This window comes from Lysinibacillus sp. FSL P2-0066, assembly GCF_037969495.1.
Classification (GTDB): Bacteria; Bacillota; Bacilli; order Bacillales_A; family Planococcaceae; genus Lysinibacillus; species Lysinibacillus boronitolerans.
Genome location: NZ_CP150202.1, coordinates 2,952,418 through 2,975,499 on the forward strand (window position 1 = coordinate 2,952,418; position 23,082 = coordinate 2,975,499).

At 36.3% G+C, this 23,082-nt stretch carries 21 protein-coding genes and 1 pseudogene; 7 read left to right on the top strand and 15 right to left on the bottom strand.

All coding sequences use genetic code 11. The features are described from left to right. The first annotated feature begins 127 nt into the window (after positions 1-127). Entirely contained in the window at positions 128-880 is a 753-nt protein-coding gene (locus MKZ14_RS14770; RefSeq protein WP_227744900.1) for a hypothetical protein, read from the top strand. A gap of 213 nt (positions 881-1,093) precedes the next feature. Here MKZ14_RS14770 and MKZ14_RS14775 read toward each other — a convergent pair. Continuing rightward, positions 1,094-1,453 (bottom strand): annotated as a pseudogene (locus tag MKZ14_RS14775) (hypothetical protein); the annotation flags it as partial. A gap of 522 nt (positions 1,454-1,975) precedes the next feature. Here MKZ14_RS14775 and MKZ14_RS14780 point away from each other — a divergent pair. Continuing rightward, on the top strand, positions 1,976-3,619 hold the full coding sequence (locus MKZ14_RS14780) for a pyridoxal-dependent decarboxylase (protein ID WP_054550089.1): 1,644 nt from the start codon (positions 1,976-1,978) through the stop codon (positions 3,617-3,619). Then, positions 3,603-5,300, top strand: a complete 1,698-nt coding sequence (locus tag MKZ14_RS14785) for a methyl-accepting chemotaxis protein (RefSeq protein ID WP_339280172.1) — start codon at positions 3,603-3,605, stop codon at positions 5,298-5,300. The genes MKZ14_RS14780 and MKZ14_RS14785 overlap by 17 nt, the downstream gene beginning before the upstream one ends. An 81-nt stretch (positions 5,301-5,381) precedes the next feature. Here MKZ14_RS14785 and MKZ14_RS14790 read toward each other — a convergent pair whose 3' ends face one another. The 8 genes from MKZ14_RS14790 to MKZ14_RS14825 form a co-directional block, all read right to left on the bottom strand. Continuing rightward, positions 5,382-5,810, bottom strand: coding sequence for a GatB/YqeY domain-containing protein (locus tag MKZ14_RS14790; protein WP_048392170.1), 429 nt, complete (start codon positions 5,808-5,810; stop codon positions 5,382-5,384). Between the two features lie 50 nt (positions 5,811-5,860). Next, entirely contained in the window at positions 5,861-6,883 is a 1,023-nt protein-coding gene (locus tag MKZ14_RS14795; RefSeq protein WP_339280173.1) for a DUF1835 domain-containing protein, read from the bottom strand. A 268-nt stretch (positions 6,884-7,151) separates the two neighbouring features. Beyond that, positions 7,152-8,366: an ISL3 family transposase gene (locus MKZ14_RS14800; RefSeq protein ID WP_333007013.1), complete on the bottom strand. Its 1,215-nt coding sequence runs from the start codon at positions 8,364-8,366 to the stop codon at positions 7,152-7,154. A gap of 161 nt (positions 8,367-8,527) precedes the next feature. Then, a complete protein-coding gene (locus MKZ14_RS14805) occupies positions 8,528-9,517 on the bottom strand; it encodes a zinc-dependent alcohol dehydrogenase family protein (RefSeq protein WP_339280174.1) in 990 nt (329 codons plus the stop codon). A 21-nt stretch (positions 9,518-9,538) separates the two neighbouring features. Beyond that, positions 9,539-9,946, bottom strand: a complete 408-nt coding sequence (locus MKZ14_RS14810; protein ID WP_339280175.1) for a GNAT family N-acetyltransferase — start codon at positions 9,944-9,946, stop codon at positions 9,539-9,541. 69 nt (positions 9,947-10,015) lie between these two features. Then, a complete protein-coding gene (locus tag MKZ14_RS14815; RefSeq protein WP_339280176.1) occupies positions 10,016-10,699 on the bottom strand; it encodes a VOC family protein in 684 nt (227 codons plus the stop codon). Between the two features lie 86 nt (positions 10,700-10,785). After that, positions 10,786-11,124, bottom strand: coding sequence for a cupin domain-containing protein (locus tag MKZ14_RS14820; RefSeq protein ID WP_016992478.1), 339 nt, complete (start codon positions 11,122-11,124; stop codon positions 10,786-10,788). Between the two features lie 67 nt (positions 11,125-11,191). After that, on the bottom strand, positions 11,192-11,944 hold the full coding sequence (locus MKZ14_RS14825; protein ID WP_339280177.1) for an SMI1/KNR4 family protein: 753 nt from the start codon (positions 11,942-11,944) through the stop codon (positions 11,192-11,194). A 149-nt stretch (positions 11,945-12,093) separates the two neighbouring features. Here MKZ14_RS14825 and MKZ14_RS14830 point away from each other — a divergent pair, with 149 nt between their 5' ends. From MKZ14_RS14830 to MKZ14_RS14840, 3 genes are all read left to right on the top strand, one after another. Beyond that, complete coding sequence (locus MKZ14_RS14830; protein WP_016992481.1) at positions 12,094-12,432, top strand: hypothetical protein; 339 nt, start codon at positions 12,094-12,096, stop codon at positions 12,430-12,432. 10 nt (positions 12,433-12,442) lie between these two features. Further along, positions 12,443-12,991 carry a GNAT family N-acetyltransferase gene (locus MKZ14_RS14835; RefSeq protein ID WP_339281019.1) on the top strand — a complete coding sequence of 183 codons (549 nt, stop codon included), beginning with the start codon at positions 12,443-12,445 and terminating at the stop codon, positions 12,989-12,991. Between the two features lie 355 nt (positions 12,992-13,346). After that, positions 13,347-13,481 (top strand): hypothetical protein, encoded by a 135-nt coding sequence (locus tag MKZ14_RS14840; protein ID WP_016992482.1) that lies wholly within the window; start codon positions 13,347-13,349, stop codon positions 13,479-13,481. Between the two features lie 489 nt (positions 13,482-13,970). Here MKZ14_RS14840 and MKZ14_RS14845 read toward each other — a convergent pair whose 3' ends face one another. The 5 genes from MKZ14_RS14845 to gpr all read right to left on the bottom strand — a co-directional run bounded on the left by MKZ14_RS14845 (position 13,971) and on the right by gpr (position 21,515). After that, a complete protein-coding gene (locus tag MKZ14_RS14845) occupies positions 13,971-14,210 on the bottom strand; it encodes a hypothetical protein (RefSeq protein WP_016992483.1) in 240 nt (79 codons plus the stop codon). A gap of 755 nt (positions 14,211-14,965) precedes the next feature. Next, positions 14,966-16,792: a translation elongation factor 4 gene (lepA, locus tag MKZ14_RS14850; RefSeq protein WP_004226914.1), complete on the bottom strand. Its 1,827-nt coding sequence runs from the start codon at positions 16,790-16,792 to the stop codon at positions 14,966-14,968. A 255-nt stretch (positions 16,793-17,047) separates the two neighbouring features. Next, positions 17,048-18,943, bottom strand: coding sequence for an acyltransferase family protein (locus tag MKZ14_RS14855; RefSeq protein WP_312126002.1), 1,896 nt, complete (start codon positions 18,941-18,943; stop codon positions 17,048-17,050). Positions 18,944-19,533: 590 nt separating this feature from the next. After that, on the bottom strand, positions 19,534-20,388 hold the full coding sequence (spoIIP, locus tag MKZ14_RS14860; RefSeq protein ID WP_312126003.1) for a stage II sporulation protein P: 855 nt from the start codon (positions 20,386-20,388) through the stop codon (positions 19,534-19,536). A gap of 110 nt (positions 20,389-20,498) precedes the next feature. Continuing rightward, on the bottom strand, positions 20,499-21,515 hold the full coding sequence (gpr, locus tag MKZ14_RS14865; protein WP_258859822.1) for a GPR endopeptidase: 1,017 nt from the start codon (positions 21,513-21,515) through the stop codon (positions 20,499-20,501). A gap of 163 nt (positions 21,516-21,678) precedes the next feature. Here gpr and rpsT point away from each other — a divergent pair, with 163 nt between their 5' ends. Continuing rightward, the gene (gene rpsT, locus MKZ14_RS14870) at positions 21,679-21,927 is read left to right on the top strand and encodes a 30S ribosomal protein S20 (protein WP_004226906.1); all 249 of its coding nucleotides are present in this window, start codon (positions 21,679-21,681) and stop codon (positions 21,925-21,927) included. Between the two features lie 100 nt (positions 21,928-22,027). Here rpsT and holA read toward each other — a convergent pair whose 3' ends face one another. Continuing rightward, positions 22,028-23,038 carry a DNA polymerase III subunit delta gene (holA, locus tag MKZ14_RS14875; RefSeq protein WP_339280178.1) on the bottom strand — a complete coding sequence of 337 codons (1,011 nt, stop codon included), beginning with the start codon at positions 23,036-23,038 and terminating at the stop codon, positions 22,028-22,030. Positions 23,039-23,082 lie beyond the last annotated feature (44 nt).

The window sequence follows — 23,082 nt, forward strand, 5'->3', positions numbered from 1 at the left end:
TTATCCTTTTTTCAGATGGGATACAAACCTATGATTTTCTTATCCTATTGTTTGCTGTTTTCTTTATAGGTACCCCGTGGTACAAATTTTTCAAAAAAAGTAAATTTAAATTTACGAGGAATAGTAAATGAAGAAAAAATTGATCTTTTTTGTAATGGTTATGTTTTTAGCATTTCAACCCCTATCTGTAAATTTAGGTGCTTTAGCTAAAGAAAAAAATGAAACTACTGACACTACTGATTGTAATAGTTGCTCACAACAAGCACCTTTGCAAATTGAAAAGAATGGTTTCCTTAATGACTCAGTAGTTGTAAATGAAGTGAAACAGGATTTAGATATTGCAGAGAATTTCACACATAGTGAATACAGTAGAGAAGACTTTGATTGGCAAAATACTGAGTATATGGATTACGGTAAGAATAAAGATGGTTTGATGATTCCTTATAAAAAGAACAATGAAAGTTTTGATATTCGATTATTGACTACTTATGATAAAACCACTGGTGAAGTTGGCGAATTTATCATTATGAAATCAACTTTAGATATAGAGAATAATGAAATCAATGTTACTTATGCAACATTAAACAATGAAGACATGCTTGGTATGACTCTTGAAGTAGGTACAAATAAAGTAATTGATAAACAAGTTTATTTCGATGAAAATTCAGAAGTTTCCCTTTTATCAACTAATAGTGCTAAAGCAGGTTATTGGAGTGATTCATGGGAATGCTTAAAAAACTATTGGTATGATGCCCCTGAACTAACAAAACAAATTTGTAGTGCCGCATGTGCGTCAGTAATATTTGGTGGCAATGTTGTAGGTGCTGTTGCGTGTGCTAGTTGTTTAGGTTCTCATGTTATGGTATGTCTAATCCATTAATAGTTAATTAAAAATCCCCTTCTATGGACGTTTAAAAGGTAAACCGATAATAAAATTGTTTAATATTATTATAAAAATATAAGAGCCTTGCTACACTCTAGCGTGTAGTAAGGCTCTTTAAAGTTGTTTAATTCTTATTGAACTAAAGCACCCTGTTAGTTGAAGAACTAATTTTACGAAATAATTCCTTTATAATTGTTGTATAGTACTATATTATTCCGCATGTTCTTTCATTATTTTATCAAGTGCTTTAAGATAAGCATCTTTATTTTCCTTACTTAACTCATAAAGTGCATTATCCCAATTTTCCCCATCTACACCCGATAAATGTGGAGTACTTTTTAGTACAGCTTCTTGCATATTCGGTTTATCCTCTTTACTAGCGTCTTTAATAAGCTTTGTTGCTTTTCTTGCATCTGTAACCCCTACTTGTATGTCTTTGTGAATGTCTTTGTATTTAACAGGAACATTTATATATTCCATATTGTCTAAAATCTTATCCATCTTGATTGCTGTTTTTAAAATATCTTTTTCTTTTTCTTTGTCTTCCATAGCTTTCATCGAGTTTACTATGAATATCTTAAAAATATCACTCAAGCATTTGCCAACTACTCTAAGCAATCATGGAATATTGGCAAAATGGCTCAGATGAATAATCGTTTTTTAATTAGCCTGAGAAATAAGTTATTAACATTAACACCCCAAGTAATGATTCAAAAACAAGCACAGCATGTCTATAATTTTGAAACCACAAAATAAACAAACTATAACGAAATTCTTAAAATCTGCACTTTCTTTGAGCAGATTTTTTCTTTTAACTAGTCAAATAGATAAAAAGTAATAGCTCTTAAAGTTTTTCTTATAATAATATCATCATCCTTTTTCATTTTAAGATATTTCTTTAAAAATCAAGCTACAGTAACATAGTTAGAATTTGTCAATAAAACTTAGATTTTTCAGAAATGTCTATAAATATTTTTTCAGTAAAATATAATCACCATCTCTGCTAAAATATGCTATTATACCTTTAGTATAATGTCCTATTTTTATCAAAGTAAAAATAGAGGAAATATGAACTACAAAAGGATGATGAATATGCAAAATATCCAACAATTATTCCAGAGCGAAGATGGAAATATCCAACAAAGAGAGAATTTTTTGTCCCTATTAGAGAAAATTGTTTCCTCATTAGATGAATTAAAGAACCCAAATAAGACAACTCTTGGTCCAATGAAAGAGCGATCTGCTAATTTTTATCAAGAGCTTATGCAAGAGCATCAAGTGCCAACAACTGGGATCGGACTCGATCAAGTTGTAAAAGAATTGACACATTTAATGCAAGGACACCCTTATCATACACGTAACTTTGTAACAAATGTTTTACCGATGGCAAGTATTCCTGGAGTGTTAGGACAGTTTACAAATGCGCTATTGAATGGCAATAATTTATGGGATGTTTATGGTCCTGCTGCTGCTGAGTGTGAGGTTAAAGTAGTAGCAATGATGTCTAAATTAGTAGGCTATGATTATACGAAAAGTTTTGGCTATACTACATGGGGTGGACAAGGTGCTGTTTTTAGTGGACTTCGTCTTGCCATTGCAAAACAATTCCCTCAAGCAAAAGAAGATGGTGTTCCTACTAATTTATATTGCTTTGCTTCAGAGAATGCCCATTACAGTCTTTTAAAATCAGTAGAAGCCGTGGGTATCGGCAGTAAACATTTAGTGCGTGTAAAAGCAGGTAAAGATCATTCGATGGATGTAGAAGACTTACGTGCACGTATGACAGACGTCATCGAAAATGGCGGTATTCCTGTTTATGTAGTAGCGACAACAGGTGCTACTGATCAATTTGGTATTGATGATGTCCAAGCCATCAAAGAAGTCACAACAACCCTTGAGAAGAAATACAACTTACAACCAGTACATATTCATGCTGATTCGGCTTTAGGTGGTTTTTATGCCTTCTTTAATGATTATGATTTTAATAAAAACCCACTCCAATTCGAGTCAGAGGTTTTACAGGGATTAGCACAAATCCGTGAACGTATGCAACATCTAGCCATTGCGGATAGCCTATGCTTTGATTTCCAAAAGCTTGGCCAAACACCTTATTTAACTAGTCTATTTTTAATTAAGGAAGGTAAAAGTTTACAGCTACTAGATATTGAGGACTTTGATACGCCATATGTAGGCAATCGTGGTTATGGCTCTTATCATACTGGCTATACATTAGAATGCTCTCGAATGGGTAGCTCCATTGCTATTTTTGCTGCATTGCAGGCATTTGGTAAGGAAGGCTATCAACAACTATTAGCTAATTATGTACGTGTGAATTTAGCATTCCGTGCTCAATTAGCTGCGAAAACGCCAATGCTACAGGTGGTTAATGAATCCAATATTGGGCCAGTCACAGCGTTTCGTTTATATCCAGACGGCATGAATTGGCAAGCTGAACAAGCTGGTCACTATACACAAGACCAAATAGAACACATAAACGGTATCAATGCTTCATTCTTTGAAATTATTGGAGAAGGTCGAGACGAAGTATTCTTTGGTGACACAACGCGTGTTTGCACGGTTAGTACTAGTGATACAACACAACAAGTACCAGTTGCAGCGGCAAAATTTTTCTCTATCTCACCTTATACGGAGACAGAACACATCTCTAATATGATTCATTTCTTACAGCAAAAGCTTAAAGTACTGGAGGCGTCCCACATTGCGTATCGTCACTAAATTTAAGAGTTCTTTACTCTACAAATATATTGCCAGTTTCACCATTCCAATAGCGATTATTTCCTTGCTCTTTAGTATTGTGTTATTTGCCGTTTCTTACCGCATTATTGACAACTTTGTTATTAAACAATTTGAATCTACTTTAGAGATTACATCGACAACAATTTTTGAAGATATTGAGAAAAATGATGTAAAGGCAGCGGATAATGGTAGCCCTGACAAATACAAAAAGCTTTTAGATCAATTGAATGCAACGGTTAAAAAATATGATGTTGAAAACGCCTATATCCTTTCTAAAGCAAATGGTAAGGAACATATCGTCGCACTAAGTAATACCGACAATCATCAGCAAGATTATGTATTTAGTGAAGAAATGCATGAAGCCGTAGCTAGTGGTAACACACAAACAAGTGATATTTATAAGGATGAATATGGTATCCATAAATCCATTTTTATCCCATTTAAAGATACAGATATTATTTTCGGTTTAGATATGGATGCTTCCTTCATTTCTAAGCTTCAAACGGAAACACTTTGGATTTGTATTATTTTAACGATAGTATTTGTAATTTTTGGTATAATCGTTGCTTACTTTATTAGTGTAGGCATTACAAAGCCAATTAAAAAAATGACACGTTATGTTGGTCAAGTTGCACAGGGAGATTTGGCTGTTGAACCTCTTCACATAAAAGGTTCCAATGAAATTGCCCAGCTTTCATCAGGCATTGAAAACATGACGGAAGATTTGCGTTCGTTAATTAAACAAATCGCTCAAAATGCTGAACAAGTGGCCGCAATGTCGGAGGAATTAACAGCAAGCTCTGAACAGACAAGTGCATCCATCCAGCAAATAACCTCTTCTATGCAAGAGGTGGCAGCGGGTTCAGAAAAGCAAACCTCTTCGATTGAAGAAGTGGATAGTCATATTACAACCATCTCTAGCAAAATGTCAGAGGTAGTGACAAGTGTAACCGATGTTACAGATAAGGCATTCCAAGCATCTGCTATATCAGAAAAGGGCAACACAACGATCCAAGATGCTACTGAAAAAATGGCCGTAACATCTCAGGCTATTCAAGAGTCAGCAGCTGTAGTAGAACGTTTAAGCACATACACAAATGAAATTGGGGATATTGTGACACTGATTACCCAAATTACAGATCAAACGAATTTACTTGCATTAAATGCTTCGATTGAGGCAGCGCGTGCAGGCGAACACGGTAAAGGCTTTGCAGTTGTAGCGGAGGAAGTCCGTAAATTAGCCGATCAATCTTTAGAGGCAACTAACAGTATTCGTACACGCATTGAAACGATTAAAGAAGAATCTGCACAAGCCGTCAAATCAATGGCTATCAGTAGCAGTAATCTTGCCGAAAGCTCAACAACATTCAATGCATCCGGAGAGGCATTTGCAGAAATTTATACCCAAGTCACTGCACTGACGAGAGAAATGGACCATGTCAATAACGTGATGTCCAATATCAATGAAGGTGTTAGCAGTATTGCTAGTTCTGTTGAACAAGTGGGGGTCGTAGCTGTTCAAGCTTCAGGCAATATTCAAAACGTAGCTGCTGCCTCTGAGGAGCAATCTGCAAGTATCGAAGAAATAACAGCTTCCTCAAATAACTTAGCTGAAATGGCTCAACAGCTCCGCAATATCATTCAAAAATTCCAGTTATAAAAATAACAAATCCGCTATGCACATTTTCGGCATAGCGGATTCTTCTTTCCATAAAAACTCTCCTACCAAAATGGTAAAAGTTTAGGCAATAATATTTTTCACAACTTTTGAAATAACGGCACCTTCAGCCTGACCTGTCAGCAATGGTTTTGCAATTTTCATGGCTTCTCCCATGTTCATTCCTTTTCCAACACCCGCTGCCACTAATTTCTCTGCAATTTCTTCTTCTGATAATTGCTTTGGTAAAAAGGATCTCAAAAGTGTCAATTTGGCTTCCTCTTTTTCAATCAGGTCTGCTCGCCCAGCCGTTTGTGCACCTTCTAAAGCCTGATTTGTTTGTTTGACCTCTCGATTAATAATAGCTATTTCTTCGTCAGCTGTTAAAGCCTCTCCCTTTTCTTTTTCAGCTGAATCTAATGCTGACTTTAAAAGAGATAATACACCCTTCGCTAACGTATCTTTTTCTCTCATTGCCGTTTTTAATTGTTCAAATACTTCTGTTTTTAACAATGATCTCACTCCTTCTAACCGTCTATATCAAAAAAATTATATCATAAAAATCATGAAGGATTATAGTTCGTTGCATCTGCTAACTTTACTTTATAGTGTAATATTCCCTTTAACTCACCTTCATAAGAAAAAATGCCTTGCTGAATTAATTGACGCAGACGATAGTCAATCCATTCAGCCTCTCTCAATTCCTCCATATGCCCCAGTACCTCTCCAATTAACCTAGCTGCAACTTCGTAATGAATTTCCTCTTGTTCTTCCTGTAAACGTTTAGCACAGGTAATGATCAAGTCATCCTCTCTATCCTCATTATTATTTCCCCAAAGTTCATGATATTTCCATGTATGTATGCAATCGTAATCATCCATTAACAGATTTAGCCCTTCTTTGCATAGGGAGTGCCTCAATGCTTCTTTTAATGGCCATCTTTGGAAATGTTCATAAAAGTAAAGTAAATCCTCTGTGTTGACCTCTCCAGTCGATCTTGGATAATGATCCTCTGCTAACTGTGGTAAAGTATATAACTCATGAAATAACTGAAAAGTATCTAATACATAGATATCATTTGTTTTCTGTTCGAGCATCGCCAAAACGAGTCGAAGCCCTATTTGCTCATGAGCATTTTGACAAGTCCAAATCAGTATATCCTTATGAGGGGGGATATTTTTAATTTTCTCTATGGCTTCCTTCATCTCCCGCTCACATATGATCAATCCATCATCTTCTATTAGATAGCGCTGTTCCAACCATTGAAAACGAGCTTCAATTCCGTCCCTTGTATGTACATCTTTCAAAGGACCAACAGAAAAATTACCTGGCACAACAATAATCTCCTCGGACTTAGCATAGTCAGGATTACGAAAGGCTGCTTTCAAGCTCCCCCCAGGTGAATGACCGAATACAATATGCACCGTTTGTACCGTTGAAGAATCCCGCTCCTCAGCTTGCTGTAATAAAAACTCTAACATGCTATCTCTTGACTGTTCATTTATTAAAGTTAAAAGAAGCATCGACTTCGCATCAGCTTCACTCAATCGTTGTATTGACTGTTTTAGTTGGTTGATCTTCTCCATCATCTGTACTCCTTTATTTAAAAACACCTAACCTTATCATACCTCTTTATTACCTCAAATTACTAATTTAGTTAGTTTTAAAGATATGTTACTACTATTGCTAGTGAATTCTTTAATCTGGGCGGAGGCTCACTTCTTTTGAGCGACTTGCTCACTTTTTGGGGCAGGACAATGTATGAACTATTTTCTCCAGAGCTAAAAACACTCATGTCCCTATAAAAAAACAGGTTCTAAGTCAAATGTTGGGGTGGTGTAATCTTTTAACACATTAACCCAGATGAACTCCGATTTCTTTATACTTTAAATTTAATAAGATTTTTGCTCGAAAGTGATCGAAACGCTGAAAGCCATATGCATTCCGTTTCATCACTTTTGTTTTATTATTAATGCCTTCCAAGAAGCCATTGGAATAACCAAAACTAAAGCTATTTAAGATTTCTACTTGCCAGTTCTTCAATGTTTGAATGGCTTTTAAGAAAGCTGGTAATTTTGTCTCTTCTACCTTACGGTAAAAAGCTAGTAATCGCTTCTTCACTTCTACAACATCATTTTTTGTCTTTGCCCAATCAAACCATTCACAATAGGCTTCCTTTAATTCATGAGCTACTTTTAATGTTTCAGACATTTCTGTATAACGCTGTAAGTACCACTGTTGTTTCGGTGATAATTTAGATGCACGTTTATACAATACATGACGCATACGTTTACACTTTGTACGATTGTATTTGTCCCATTCTTTTTGTACTTGTCGGCGCACTTCATCCATTGCCCAATAGATATAACGGCTAAAATGAAACCGGTCTGCCACAATAACAGGTCGACCTAGCGCTTGACGAACAGCTGCTTTAAAACTTGGATTCATATCCATGACCACTATCTCAACATCTGCTCCATACTGACTTAGGTAATTTTTTATGGTTTCTTTTTTACGATTCGGTAAAATATCAATCGGTTCGCGCGTCTCCGCATTCGCAATGATTAACTGATACGTACCTGCATCTGTATCGCCTTTATACTCATCAATCGCAATTGCTTTTGGTAAACGTACACCCTCTACTAATTGTTTTTTCGCTACCTTTTTAAAACGGCGAATAACCGTCGTGGTTGATGTACCTAGCACTTCTGCAGCTTCTTTAAATGTTTTAGCTTTAATAGCACGTATACTCACTACTTGATTCCATTCCTTTGAGTAACGTTGATATTTATCTACGAAGGGGGATTTTTCAGAGAAACGCTTTCCACAATCACAAACATAACGACGACGTTTATAGAAAAGAATAGTTAAACGTTCAAACCATTTTAAATGATTGATCTTTTGTATACGGTAATCGTGAACCTTCGATGTTTTTTTTTCACAAACTGGACATGGATGCGTGCACTTAGGCAATTGCACATACAATGCGATTCGATCGCCTACTTCTTCTACTTTCGTAATCTCTACATCTTTTAATCCTGGGATATTCATGTTAAAATTCATTTGCACAGTTCACCTTTCTATTACTTGTTTCTCGACAATTCAAGTATATATAAATCAGTGAATCTGTGCTTTTTTTATGCGTGTAATTGTGTAAATACCCCAAAAAATATTATAGAACCAAAAAACATACTACACGTAGTAGCTCAACTACGACGGTAGTATGTTATTTAATCAACATTCGTTAAAAATACTTTTCCTTTTTTAGTTCCCTCAACAGCATCGATTGCCTTATGGATATCCAATAATGGAAAACGAGCATGTACATTCATCATTTTTAAGGAGCCATCCTGTACAAGGTGTATAAGTTGTTGCATCGTTTGTTGCCATTTTTCAATTGACGTCTGACGTTGCCAATGACGTAAATGAAAGATCCTCGCTTGCACCTTTGCTTCCTTCACAATGTTTGTCCAATTTACCTGAATACCCGATAAAAGACCAATAGCTAAAAAAATACCCTCGGGCTTTACGCAGAAGGCAAGCTGATTGCCGGCCTCTCCGCCAATCGAATCAATTGCTGCATCTGCTCCCTTACCATTTGTTAATGCCATAACGGTTTCGTAAAGTGGCATTTGAGAGGTATCAATGACAAAAGCTGCCCCAAGTTGCAGTAATTCTTCAGTATGCTGATTACTTCGTGTCACTGCAATAAGCTGATAGCCTAGCAATTTCGCAAGTTGAGCATAGAGATGTCCAATGGCAGAACCACAGGCATTTACTAATAAGACATCGTTTGATTGTAAATTAAGTACCTCTGAGCATGTTACGAAAGCTGTGATTGGATTAATATACATTTGTGCGGCTGTAAAATCATCCATTGTGTCAGGAATAGTCACTGCAAAATCTGCTTGCGTTTTCACTATTTCCTGCCAAGTTCCCTCTCCCCGTAAAGGTAATACGCGCTGGCCAATAAGCCTTGGTGAAACAAGCGGTCCAACCTCTTCAATAATTCCTACACCCTCATAGCCAGGTATAGTTGGTAAAGTGATTCTATGAGCATATTTCCCCCATATTGGTATTAAATCTGAAGGATTGATCGGTCTGGCTAGCATGCGAACAAGAATTTCTTGACCTTGAGGAGGCGCGATGGTTTTATTCTCTAGCCTTACAACCTCTTGCGGATTTCCAAATTCATAAATTTTCAGGCATTTTGCTTTCAACGATTCTAGCTCCTTTATTCATTACGTATAAAACAACATCATACCAGGAGCATCTATTTCACGTTCCTTAAATCCAAGCTTCTGATAGAAAGTTTGTTTACCTTTAGCACAAAATAATTGAACCCATTTTATATTTTCCTTCTGACATTGCTCTAAAAGAGCATCCATCACCATTGTGCCAACTCCTTTTCGTTGATAATCAGGGTGCACCATCACATCACAGATAAATGTTTGATAGATACCATCAGAGATAATACGTCCATAGCCAATTAGATTGCCTTCATCATATATAGATGTACTGAACCAGCTATTACAAATAGCCTTGTATAATTGTTCATACGTATACTGCCCTTTTGCATTCCAGCCAGTTGTTTGGTGCAATGCTTTATACGAGTCTATCGTCGGATTTGTTTCTTTGATTATATACATCTAACAGACTCCTTATATTGAATAAATATACAAAACAATAAATATTTAATCAATAATAAGTTTATGATGCTAGAGTTGGATAAGGGTTAGTTGACCTTTTTCATCCATATTTAATTGTAACGCTTCGTCTATTTCAATACAAATCGGGCTGATTACCGCTTTTTTATCAGAAAAATACCAAAGACGTTCACTCGGCCCTAATAGTATATTGGCCCCGTCTTCATAGTTTCCTAGAAAATTAAGACCATCTAGTTGGATTTCCTTGTTTGCCATAGGTTTTATAGTAAATTTCGTTAACTTTTCAGCAATTGTTTGAATGTTATCTGACGTTAAATTGATTTCCCCAATATGTAACACTTGCTCTACAGAAAAATTAACGTCAGCATGTTTTGGATTTATTTCTTGTCTGGCAATAAACTCCACTATATTGCCTTCAGGATCGTAGAAATAACATGAGTAAGCTTTTAAAAATTCAAAATAGACGTCATCCTGCCCCTCTGAATCCAGCAAGCCTACATGCTCCTTTGCCCAAATCTTTGCCTGTTGAAATAGGTTACTAGGAATATTTAATGCAAAATGATATTGCTTTGGGATCTTAGAAGAAAGCTTCTCAAATGTCATCCTGCTTTCCCCCATGGCTATTGTAAAATGGTCAGCAGTTCTTTCTAACAAAGCAAAGCCTAACAGAACAACATAAAATTGCTGCATTTTTTGCACATCGTGAACATATAATTTGACCTTCGTAATCTTCATCTTTAAGCACCCCTTTACACTCCCTACTATACAAGTAGCTGATAAGAATGGCTTCATGCGAAAGAATGAAGTTTACTTTAGTGCAGTTAAAGTAGCTCTCGGTCTCCCTTGCTATTTGGCTGTGATATCACGAGGAATTCTACATCTTCTTGTGAATCGTTTCGCATTTGATGTGGTAAATTTGGAGGAATTTCTATTCCCTCATGTTGCTTTAACTCAATTCTTTGATCATTCAGTTCTATTGTAGCTGTGCCTGAAAGAATAAAGAAAAACTGCTGTGCATGATGGTGGTAATGATTTACCTCAGCTGTTTGAGCAGGCATACGTTCATGTATAACACTAAGGTCCGTATTTTGTACAAGATGCCAGCCATCACACTGTGCTCCCCATTGATAGTGTGGTGCTAATGCTTTGTTAATTTTCATCCATACTCTTCCTTTCTTGTGAAATATATTTGAGAGGAGGAATGTCCATGATTCTTGTTAATTTCCCTCATCCAATAAATTCAGCTAAGCTAATTTTCCTTTTTTGGTAATCTGCACGGATATGCTGTAACTCGGCCTCTAACTTTAAGGCACCCGCTTCAACTCCCCTATAAATCACTAGTGGGGGTTGCTCTAAAGCCTCTCTTGCTTGCGAATAATCATAAGATAGAATTTTTTTTAGCAACAATAATGTCTTTAGTTTCTCTTTTCCTTCCCCAGTAATCGTTAGTTCATAGTACGCTACAGGAATGTCTACAGGCAACATATCCTCACAACTAGATGGAATTAGTACACTTTCCAGGAACATAATTAGATTGTCGTAAGCCATTGTAAAATGCCAACTGCCTGTCCCATGAGGAGCAGTAAAAATAGCTGTATCTCCTCTTGATAAATCCAGACAATAGGGATCACCTTCATCTGTTGCGATAACTAAATAATTCTGTGGCCAATCCTCAATCATCTCATCTGTCACTGGATTATAATTATAGCCCTCCTGTCCACGTATTAAATCCCTTGCTCCATAGATCTTTAGATTAATATAATCACCTGTATCCCATGTAACCCTTTCAACGACATAATGTCTCAAAAAATAGACATACTCCGCTGGCAATAACCACCCACTATCCACAAAATGGCTAATATCCTCTTCAGGTTGATGATAAAAAAACATTGGATAGGCCGACCCCTGCTCGTGAATCCCTTCGATATAATCACGCATTTGCTCTAATACTGCATCGAGTTTCTCCTCTAAATCTTTCAATGGAATTCTCTCCTTTTCGTTATCAAGTGTTTTTCTTAGTATTTTATCATATCCCATCATTAACCAATTTAGGGGAACATGATATAATCATTAAAATAGACCTGTAGTAGGCATAATTGAACAAAAATAACGGATGGGAGCGATTTGTCATGTCACAACATTTGAATGAACAGACAATACAGCAAGCCAACACGGAATTTTTGAAAGCACTTCGGTATTTAGATTATGGCAAGGTATCACAGGCGGAAGAATGTCTCAAACAAGCCATCCATTTAGCAAAGCTGGTGAATGACCATATCACATTTATTCGTGCTGCGATTTGTTATGGAGAGATGCTATGGCATGCTGAAAAATATGATGCCTCCGATCATTGGTTACAGCTGGCACTTGATCGATCGACCGCACTACAGCTAGAAATGGGTGATTTACTAAATGTTGAAGTGGGACGAGCTCAATCTTTATTAAAAAATAGAAGACGTTCATCATAAGGAGCAAGCAATCATGAAATTACTTATTAGACGTCCAGAACAATCGGACATCCAGGCGTTACACCAATTCTTTTATCTTGTCATTCAGGATACTTATGCAAAGGAAGGGATTGCCGAGCTAGTGGACGATCAACAGCATGAATGGGAAACGAAAAAACAGTACGTAGCAATGGACTTAGAGAGCCAGGGCGAAAAAAGATTTTTCTGGTTAGCTTTGAACGAAGAAACAAATGAAATAATAGGCACTATCGAATATGGTGAAGCCAACGAAATCATTCAACAGACGATTAAAGAAAATCTATTCGATTGTCCAGAAATCGGTACCGTATTTGTTCATCCAGATTACCAAAATCGCGGTATTGGCACCATGCTACTACAGAAAATGCTAATGACGTTAGAAAATCGAAGGGTTCCTGCTTTTTGTTTAGATAGTGGGTATAAACAAGCACAAGTCATCTGGCAGAAAAAATTTGGCCAGCCAGATTTTGTACTTGAAAACTATTGGGGAGCAAATAATCATCATATGATATGGAAACGCGCATTACCCTTTGGATTTTAGAAGTAAATGCTCTATCAGAATACACATGTAAAAACAAATCTTTAGACAATAACATGCTTTTTGCATACAATATAAAACACTTTCCCAAAAGATTTACAGGGTCGTTATTAGGAATTACACACAAGCTTCGTGGTTAGGGTATGACAAATTACAATGAATACTCAGTGTGACTTCATTAAAGTTGACACACTTAGCTTTCAAGCGTTACCATCTGATGAAAATCATTCTAATAAAAATTTACGTGACTCTCGATTAAGTGGATTAAGACTCTAAAAAAGACGTTGAATCAATGATGATTGATAAGCAATAAAGAGATTAAAAATGCTAATACTTATTATGTTTGGAGGGAAATGAAATGTTAAAATTCATTGATGATTTAGCCGGTGCGGTTTTCGATGTTTTTATGTTGTTTTGTTATTTCTTTGCAGGCGTAATAATTGTAGGAGTCCCCATTTTTTTATTAGCAAAGTTTTTCCTATTGTTTCAATAAGGTTCAAACAGAATGGTCAACTATAAAAGGAATTAGTATAAACAGTGATTCCTTTTATAGTTGACGGCTATACTCAATATTAATCTAAATATTTTAATCCTCAGGTACTCATGCTTACAGTTCTATTATTTAATAAATTTATCATAGAAACGTTTAAGCATTGATAACTCTACTTAACTGTGACCATACCTAATTGCGATAAGCTGCAAGCTAAGGTAGAAACAGTTATCCAAATAGTACACATCCCTTCGTTCCAGCCTAATAAAGAAATAGATATAAAATATATTATAGTTGATGCCAAACTAACGTTTGAAGTAGTGGGTGCCTATATACCATAAAGCTCCATGTAATGTAAGAGAGAGTGAGAGAAACTCAGGACATACTGTTGCTTCGTTAGTTTCTACACCATTACTTTTATATAATTGAAAATGAAGAACCTCGAATTACCAAAAACCAGCTACTCAGTTTTAAATGAGCACTTGGTCTTTACTATTCAATTTCAAAAATGACCCAAACTTTATATCTACCTTCAATACTACTTTCTGTATAAATCCTACACTCTTTCATAGAAGCTAATCTAAAAGCAAGCGAATATGCTATTTTGTAATCTGGAGTATCATATCCGTTATAAATTCTTCCGTATATTTCATTTGCTATTGAATCTGCCCAAGTATCGGCTTCATATAGAGTATCGAAAAGTATTTCTTCTCTGTGCCATTTAATAGTCATGTCATAAACTCCTACATAGTAATAGAAATAATCTGGATGAATAATTGCATTTGCAAATAATTCATTTTTTTAAAAATTAGGGAGATTGCAATTAAAAAGGGATATTAATATAAAATTATATGAAAGACTATAAAATTATTTCTAGTATTAAGAAAAGGTGGAAGTAATATGAATTCAATATGCAAATCATTAATTTTAGCAGTGGTAGTAGGGTTATACGTATACATAGCCAGTAAAAATGAAAATAGTGTGCTTCTAAATTTTGTTATACTTTATATTATAATTTCAACAGTTTATTTATTATTCAGAAAGATTGAAAAAGAAAAAGAGTAAGGAAAGATAGCTTAATTAAAAGCAGGCGATTCGAGACCTTTGAAAAGATTCACTGTAAATTATCTGAAAAGAAAGCAGTTGATGGTAGCCAAAACAAAAAATGCCCTGGTACTTAATAAAAACGAGTAACTGGGCATTATTATTACTAATTACTACGTTGTGTACCATTCTTTACGACATACATGATAATGGAAACAATAAAAACTATTCAAAAAAGATTAGGACACAGCAGATCAGCTATTACTGAAAACTGCTATGTCCGTTTATCACAGAAGATAGATACTTCCGATATTTTTGATTCCATCGCTAAAGATTTATAAATTGCTGGCACAATTTCAATGCAGTCGCAAATCGGTGGCAATCTCCACTCAACTGCTACAAAACTATTTGCTTAAACCCCTATAAACCCTGTTATATCGATATTACTTCGAATCATCCATCTTCAGCACAGCCATGAATGCCTCTTGAGGGACTTCAACTGAGCCTACTTGTTTCATACGTTTTTTACCTTCTTTTTGTTTATCAAGAAGTTTTCGTTTACGAGAAATATCTCCACCGTAACATTTCGCTAATACGTTTTTACGGATGGCTTTAATTGTTGAACGCGCCACGATTTTTTGTCCAACTGCTGCTTGAATTGGTACTTCAAATTGTTGGCGTGGGATTAATTCTTTTAATTTTTCTACGATGATTTTGCCTCGATCGTAGGCAAAGTCACGGTGTACGATAAAGCTTAGTGCATCGACTTGCTCACCATTTAGTAAAATATCCATTTTCACTAACTTAGATGGCTGGTAACCAATAAGCTCATAGTCGAATGATGCATAGCCCTTTGTATTTGATTTTAAATAGTCAAAGAAATCATAGACAATTTCTGATAATGGCATTTCATATATAATACTTACACGCGATGTATCAATATAATCCATCGTCATGAAATTACCACGCTTCATTTGACAAAGTTCCATAACCGCTCCCACATAATCATTTGGTACCATGATTGTTGCTTTCACATATGGTTCCTCGACACGATCAATTTTTTGCGGATCTGGCATAAAGGATGGATTATCGACTTTAAGCTCAGTACCATCTGTCATATGAACATTGTAAATTACGGAAGGTGCTGTTGTAATTAAGTCGATATTAAATTCACGCTCAATACGCTCCTGAATAATTTCCATATGTAGTAATCCTAAGAATCCACAGCGGAAACCGAAACCAAGTGCTTGCGATGTCTCTGGCTCATATTGTAGAGCAGAATCATTTAACTCTAGCTTTTCTAACGCTTCACGTAAATCATTGTATTTGGCTGTATCGATTGGATACAAACCGCAGTATACCATTGGGTTTAAGCGACGATAACCAGCTAATGGCTCAGCTGCAGGACGATTTGCATAGGTTACAGTATCCCCTACCCGTGTGTCACCTACATTTTTGATAGATGCGGTTAAGTAACCTACATCACCCACTGTTAATTCAGCCTGTGGCACAACTTTTGGTGTATGTACCCCAACTTCAATAACCTCGAATTCCGCACCTGTTGCCATCATGCGAATTTTATCGCCAGGCTTAACAGTACCATTGATGACACGAATCGAAATGATAACACCTTTATAGGCATCGTAAACAGAGTCAAAAATTAAAGCTTGTAGTGGTGCATCTGGATCACCAGTTGGCGCTGGTACCTTCTCTACGATTTGCTCTAGAATATCCTCGATACCAATACCTGCTTTCGCAGAAGCTAATACTGCTTCAGAGGCATCTAATCCAATAACATCTTCTACTTCTTGACGTACACGTTCAGGGTCAGCTGCAGGTAAATCAATTTTATTGATTACAGGTAAAATTTCTAAATCATTGTCTAGTGCTAAGTAAACATTTGCTAGTGTTTGTGCTTCAATACCTTGTGCTGCGTCCACAACTAAAATGGCACCCTCACAAGCAGCTAAACTACGTGATACTTCATATGTGAAATCGACGTGTCCTGGTGTGTCGATTAAATGAAATGTATACACTTCGCCGTCTTTTGCTTCGTACTTTAATTGAACTGCATTTAACTTAATTGTAATGCCTCGCTCACGCTCTAAATCCATTGAGTCGAGGAGCTGTGCCTTCATTTCACGGGAAGTTAAAGATTTTGTTTGCTCTAAAATACGGTCAGCAAGCGTTGATTTCCCATGGTCAATATGTGCAATAATAGAGAAATTTCGTATATTCTCTTGTCGTTTTAAACGTGCTTCTCGGTTCATCTTTTCCACTCCTAATTAAACTATAATGAATTATACTATGAACATAACGCAAAGTACAACAGCAACTAGACTTGAAAGCCTATAATATCAATACTTTCAGTGTTTCATGTCGTTTTTAAATTTTACAGTATTAAGTATATAAATGCAGACAAATCAGCTATAGAATAAATATAGCTAGTGCAAATAGTTCCCCTTCCAAAGATATAGAAAAAGTCAGCTACGCAGAAAACACTGTGTATACTGACTTTTTTCATTTTATTTGTTTAAGGATTGTTGAATTAGCTTTGTTAAAACTTCTACCCCTTTTTTCTCTAAATGTACACCGTCAGGGGCAAAATATTCAGGGTGATTGATTGCTGCTGCATGCCAATCAATGAGTGTAATTCGCTCATGTTCCTGTGCTTTTTGCAGTAAAGCTTCATTCACTTTTGCTTCCCATGAACGCGGCACACGTGTATTCACTAAATATATATCAGCATTTGAAAAAGCGCCAAGGAGTGCATCCATTTGGTCAGTGGTAAAAAAACCATTTGTCCCCAATTGTAGAATGACTGCATAATTAGGTTGATTAAAACTTGCATAATTTGGTGCAAGTTTGACAGCTTGTGAAACTTGACGACCTATTTTTCCATCGATTGTAATGGTCGGATACATATTATGTAAGCTCGGTGCAATATCAATCATTAGGGAATCGCCAATGGCTAGTATGCCACGATAAAAATCATCCTTTTCAGGCTCTATAATGGTGTTATTTTCTTCTTGTTTAGGCGTTTCTATGTCCTGAACATCTTCTACTCCCTCTTCCTTGCTTGGAGAGGGCTTGTCGGTTGAGGCTTCAGCTTGTTTGTCATGCTCGTTCAACTCGGCTGTGGGCTCATCGCCATTAATTTTTATCGTTGTTGGAAACGTTTTAGATGGGTTTTGCTGGCTTTCACCCACTACACCTGTCATTCCTGTGAAAAATACAAGCAGAAAAAGTGGAGCCATAACCGTTGATATTTTTCGTGGGAAAGTTAGGCTTCCCCATTTATTTTTATTACAAATCAGATATTTTTGACAATAGACTCGGAATCCTTCTTTCCGGATGGGCATCTCAATGAAGCGATAGGATAGCTCTGCAATCATCAGGATTAGTAAAAGCTGCAGGAAGATTCGCCAATAGGAGGCATTACCAATTTCATGAATGGGTGTCCCTAAAACCATGACAGGATAATGCCATAGATAAATGCCGTAGGAACGAGAGCCTATCCAACATAATGGCTTCCATGCTAATATTTTTCCTAGTATGCTGACTGGATGACAAATACATGCAATCAACACGGCAGCATTTAAGCAAAATAAAAACATACCGCCTCTATAAAGAAAGGATTGATATTCATCAACATACACTATGCTTACTAAAAAAATAGTAAGTGCAATGAAACTCATCGTATTTAGTTTCTTCACATGGTTTGCTGCTAATTTTTGAGAAGATAGTCTTTTCATTGGCCAAACAAGGGCTAGCCAGCAGCCTATTAATAATTCAAAACAACGTGTGTCCGTTCCATAATAGACACGACTAGGATCAGCACCTGGCTGATAAAGTACCGCCATTACGAATGCTGAACAAAGGGCACCACAAAAGACAATATTTGCTAGTTTACTTTGTTTTTTAACAATAAAAAGTCCAATCATTAAGAGTAATGGCCAAATCAAGTAAAATTGTTCTTCAATAGCTAATGACCATAGGTTTTTTAAAGGTGATGGAGAACCGAAACTATCAAAATAAGAGAGTTTATGAAAAATGAACCACCAATTACTTGAATAAAAAATAGAGGACAGTGCATCCCCTCGCAAAGTATGGAGAAGCTCTTTATGAAAGAGCATTGCCCAAACAAATGATGTAACAATCATAACGTAGGCTGCTGGTAGTAGCCTTCTAAATCGTCCCACCCAAAATTTCTTTAGGCTGACTGTTAATTGATTGCCCTTTAAAGGTAAGATGGTAGAGGTAATTAAATAGCCTGATAATACAAAGAAGATATCTACTCCTAAAAAGCCACCTCTAGCCCAACTGAAGTTAAAATGATAAGCAATAACTGCTAAAACGGCTAATGCTCGAATCCCGTCTAGTCCAGGAATATAACGATGATTTAATGACTTGCCTGACATACTATTCCTTCCTTCAATAATCTCTCAATTTCGTTTCGGTAAAATGTGGTTTTTCTAGCTGTTCAGTGAGAAATTAATCTAAAAGCCGTCACGATCTCTGACAACCGCCCAAGACTTTGGAGAGAAGATGTTAGTTACATCTAATGCCACAAGAAGTAACGCTTTTTGAAGGTATTCCCTTCTGCATCAAGATAAAACCTGTTGTCACGTAGAACTTTTTAATTGATAACCATCCCCTCTCTATTACTTTTTGCTTGTTCACTTATATGTTTGACGTTTGAAATACGATAAAAGTTTGAGAGAAAAATGAAACGTTATCACTTTTTGTCTTTTAAAAATTCATATGTATGTTTGCTATAGACTTAAAAAGGCATTCCCAAAAATGGTATATACTTCAAAAGTATGTTTGCTTTATTTGCATATGCCTTCATTTAACGTTTTATCATGAAATTCGAGAGCCAACTTGAAAATTATAAGACAAGAATGGAGCAATGGAAAGACAATTAATGAGAATTATTTCTGGAAATTTTATTATCATACAATATTAAAAAAGTGAGCCCACAAGAGTCCCACTTTTTAATATGATTGGTCTATTTTTTTGAATCATTTACAAACGCTTTTGAGATAGCCTTACCAATTACAGCAATCGTACGATTAACCTCTTCCTCTGTATTACCAATTCCACCTATTTCAATAATCATCATTTGCTTTGCTAAATCCTGATTGTATCGACCATCAACACCATCACCACTTTTAGAAATAACCCCTTTAGATATTTTTGGAACGATGGCATTTAGTGTGGATGATAAACTTTCTGCATAGGCTGTATTCCAGCGGTAATTAGCATGCTCTGCACCAACGACAATAGCGATTTTCGCATAGTTTTCCCCATTATATGAGATCGTTGTAAGATCATGTTTTAATGAGTCACGATGTAAATCAAGTATTAAATCATAATTATTTGTTTCTAAATGCTTACTTAAATATGGCCTCATCACATTATAAGACTCATGATAGCCTTTACCCTCTTCTTGTAATTTCTTCATAATATCTACATCAAGAACATCCGTCTTTAAACCATTTACATTAAAATGATTCACAATCTTATCCTTCAGGCTCATAATATTGACCGTTTCATGAGAAGTCGCTACCTTACCACTCACTGCTTTTACCATCGGTTCGTATGCTTCATGCGTATGAGTAAATAACACTAACACTTTAAATGGATCCGGGTCTAGGGCTTGATCTGGTTCAGGTTCTTTCGTTTGTTCCAGTACACTTTGTTCAGCTAAATTGGTAGCAGCAAACACGACTTGCTTATCTTCTGATTGTTTGATCGGAGTCGATGCTTGCTTGTTGAACGGAAGTTGCCCAGCAATGACAGGTAATACGAAAAAGAACAATAATATACCAAATGACCATTGTAGTTTTTTTAGCAAAGTCACACCCTCCTCCCCATATCGTATGGAGGGGGGATGTTAATTAGAACGAAAATAATTTTCTTGTTTTACGCATAAATAGGCGTGTTTTAGGAGGACTACTCCTTCTTAATTTTTTATAAATCACTTGCCCAATCCATTAGCATAGAAGCCACTAATTTTGCATAGCGATCAATCCAATAGTCTGCTTCTTTTGGTGTAACCATCAATTGTGTGTGGGAGCCAGCGAAGGTTTCCTCAAACAGCTGCTGTCGCTCCTCCTTCGTCCATGTCGCCCATTCTCCAAAAATAGGTTGTACTAATGTCATATCTAGTTCCTTGTTGATATCTGGTTGCCAGGAGGATAATGAAAGCTTCGATGACGGTTTACTGCGTTCAGCTACACGAGCAGCTATCGAACGGAGCATTGTTTCTACCGCATCCGCAATTAATACAGGTGCATCTACTACAGTAGGGATACCAATTGCTGTTACGGGAATGCCAAGCATCTCATAGGAAATTTCTTGCCGTTGATTGCCTACTCCTGAACCTGGATGGATGCCTGTATCAGTTAATTGAATGGTTTTACAGAGTCGATTACTTGCTCTTGTAGCAAGTGCATCTACTACAATGATTAATTTCGGTTGCAGACGCTCAGCAATAGCAGCCACAAACTCACCTGTTTCGTAGCCTGTTTGTCCTGTTACCCCTGGAGCATACATGACAAATTTTTCATCAATGACATCTAAACCATGCAAATGGTCAATTAAATAGGGACCTATTGCATCGGGTGTAATGGTGCGATTACCTAAACCAACTATTAAAATTTTATCGTCCTCTTGCCAAGAAAGTGCCTCATGCATTTTTTTGAAATTTACTAGCAATTCTTGCTCAAGTTGTGCAAAGCCTTCTTGATCTTCTAATGTTAGCGTTGGGACAGACAGGGTAATATACTGCCCTTCCTTTTTGCCAATTTGCTTTTCTCCTTCAGCGTCTACTCGAACATCTGTAATTTTTACCCTACCAGCATTCCGATCTTCAATTTGAATGCCACTTGATTGTTCAAGCTTTTCTTTTTGCTCTTTGGTCTGATGGACAACTACCTCTTCTGATTCATCGATTAAATCTGTTCGTTGCCAATTAAAATTTTGCATACAGTTCACCTCAAGCTGTAGTTTGTTCAAACTGTCAAGTAAATATTCTTTGCATTTATCTATTGCAATTTAGCCAAGCGTTTGTTAAAATGATTTTTGTTGTATTGACACAAGAAATCAATGAGAAGATATCATCTCGTACCTAATTTAGGAGGTGAAATATATGCCAAACATTAAATCTGCGATTAAACGCGTAAAAGTTAACGAAAAAGCTAACATTGCTAATTCTCAAGCTAAATCTGCAATGCGTACTACAGTGAAAAAAGCTGAAAACGCTGTTGCTGCTAACGCTGAAAACAAACAAGAACTTTTACAAGCAGCTTTCAAATCTTTAGATAAAGCAGCTTCAAAAGGACTTATCCACAAAAACGCGGCGGCTCGTAAAAAGTCTCGCCTTGCTAAAAAAGCGTAATTGTTTAAAGGATCAGATACTCTATTAGGAGTAGCTGATCTTTTTAATTTTATAGAGAACAGAACATAAAAAGCTGCCCTTATCGGACAGCTTTTGTTGCCTATAATTGGCGCAATAAAAATAGCTCTAGATAGCGCTCTCGATTCCCACCAGTCGATTTTAGCTGTAAATCAACCTCTGCTAATTGATATAATGCCCGTAGCAAATTTTCTTCTGAAGGCCGATGTCGTTGCTCAATCATAAGTTTGACGCGATATGGATGAATTTTTAGATTTTTAGCGATTTGTTGTGGGTGATAACCTTTTTTCAATAAATAAAAAACATTTGACATGGTACGAACATTGGATGCTAGCAAGCCCACTAACATAATAGGCTCTTGTTTTTGTCGTAATAAATCATGATAGATGGCCAAGGCTCTGACAGAGTCATTAGCCAAATAGGCATTGAGCATTTTAAAGGCATCTTGCTCTAATGTTTTTGCCACCAAATCCTCCACTAAAGAAGTTGTAATTTCGCCACCATCACCTAAATAAAGGGTTAGCTTGTCAATTTCCATCTGTAATTGTAGCATGTTGGCTCCGACCATCGTAACAAGCAATTCAATAGCATCTTGTGTAATGCTATTACCTTGAGCTTTGACAATGCCTTGAATCCATACACCTAAATCCTGCTCTTTTGGTGTTTCTGCTTGTATAAATAGTGCATGCTCTTTCATCATTTTAGTCACTTTTTTGCGTTCATCCAATTTTTCATAAGGGGCAATAAAAACCGTTACGGAAAAATCAGAAGGATTCGACAACCATGTTTCCAATCGTTTCACATCATGATCAATTTTTTCCTTCCCTTTCTCGGTTGCCTTTAAAAACGATGCATTTTTAGCAATAATAAGCTTACGTTCTGAGAAAAAAGGAATGGTATCTGCTTCATCCATGACCGCATCTACAGGTACTTCTTCTAAATCAAATGTAGTCATCTCCAGATCTTCTTCTGGACCCATTGCCTCTTTTAAACGTTTAATGGTTTCATCTATAAAATAGCTTTCTTCACCAACAAGCAAATATACTGGTGCAAGCTCACCTTTTTTTATTGTATTCCAAACCGTTGAAATCATAATTTCCCCTCCATCTAGCAATACTATTAGTATACATGATTTCA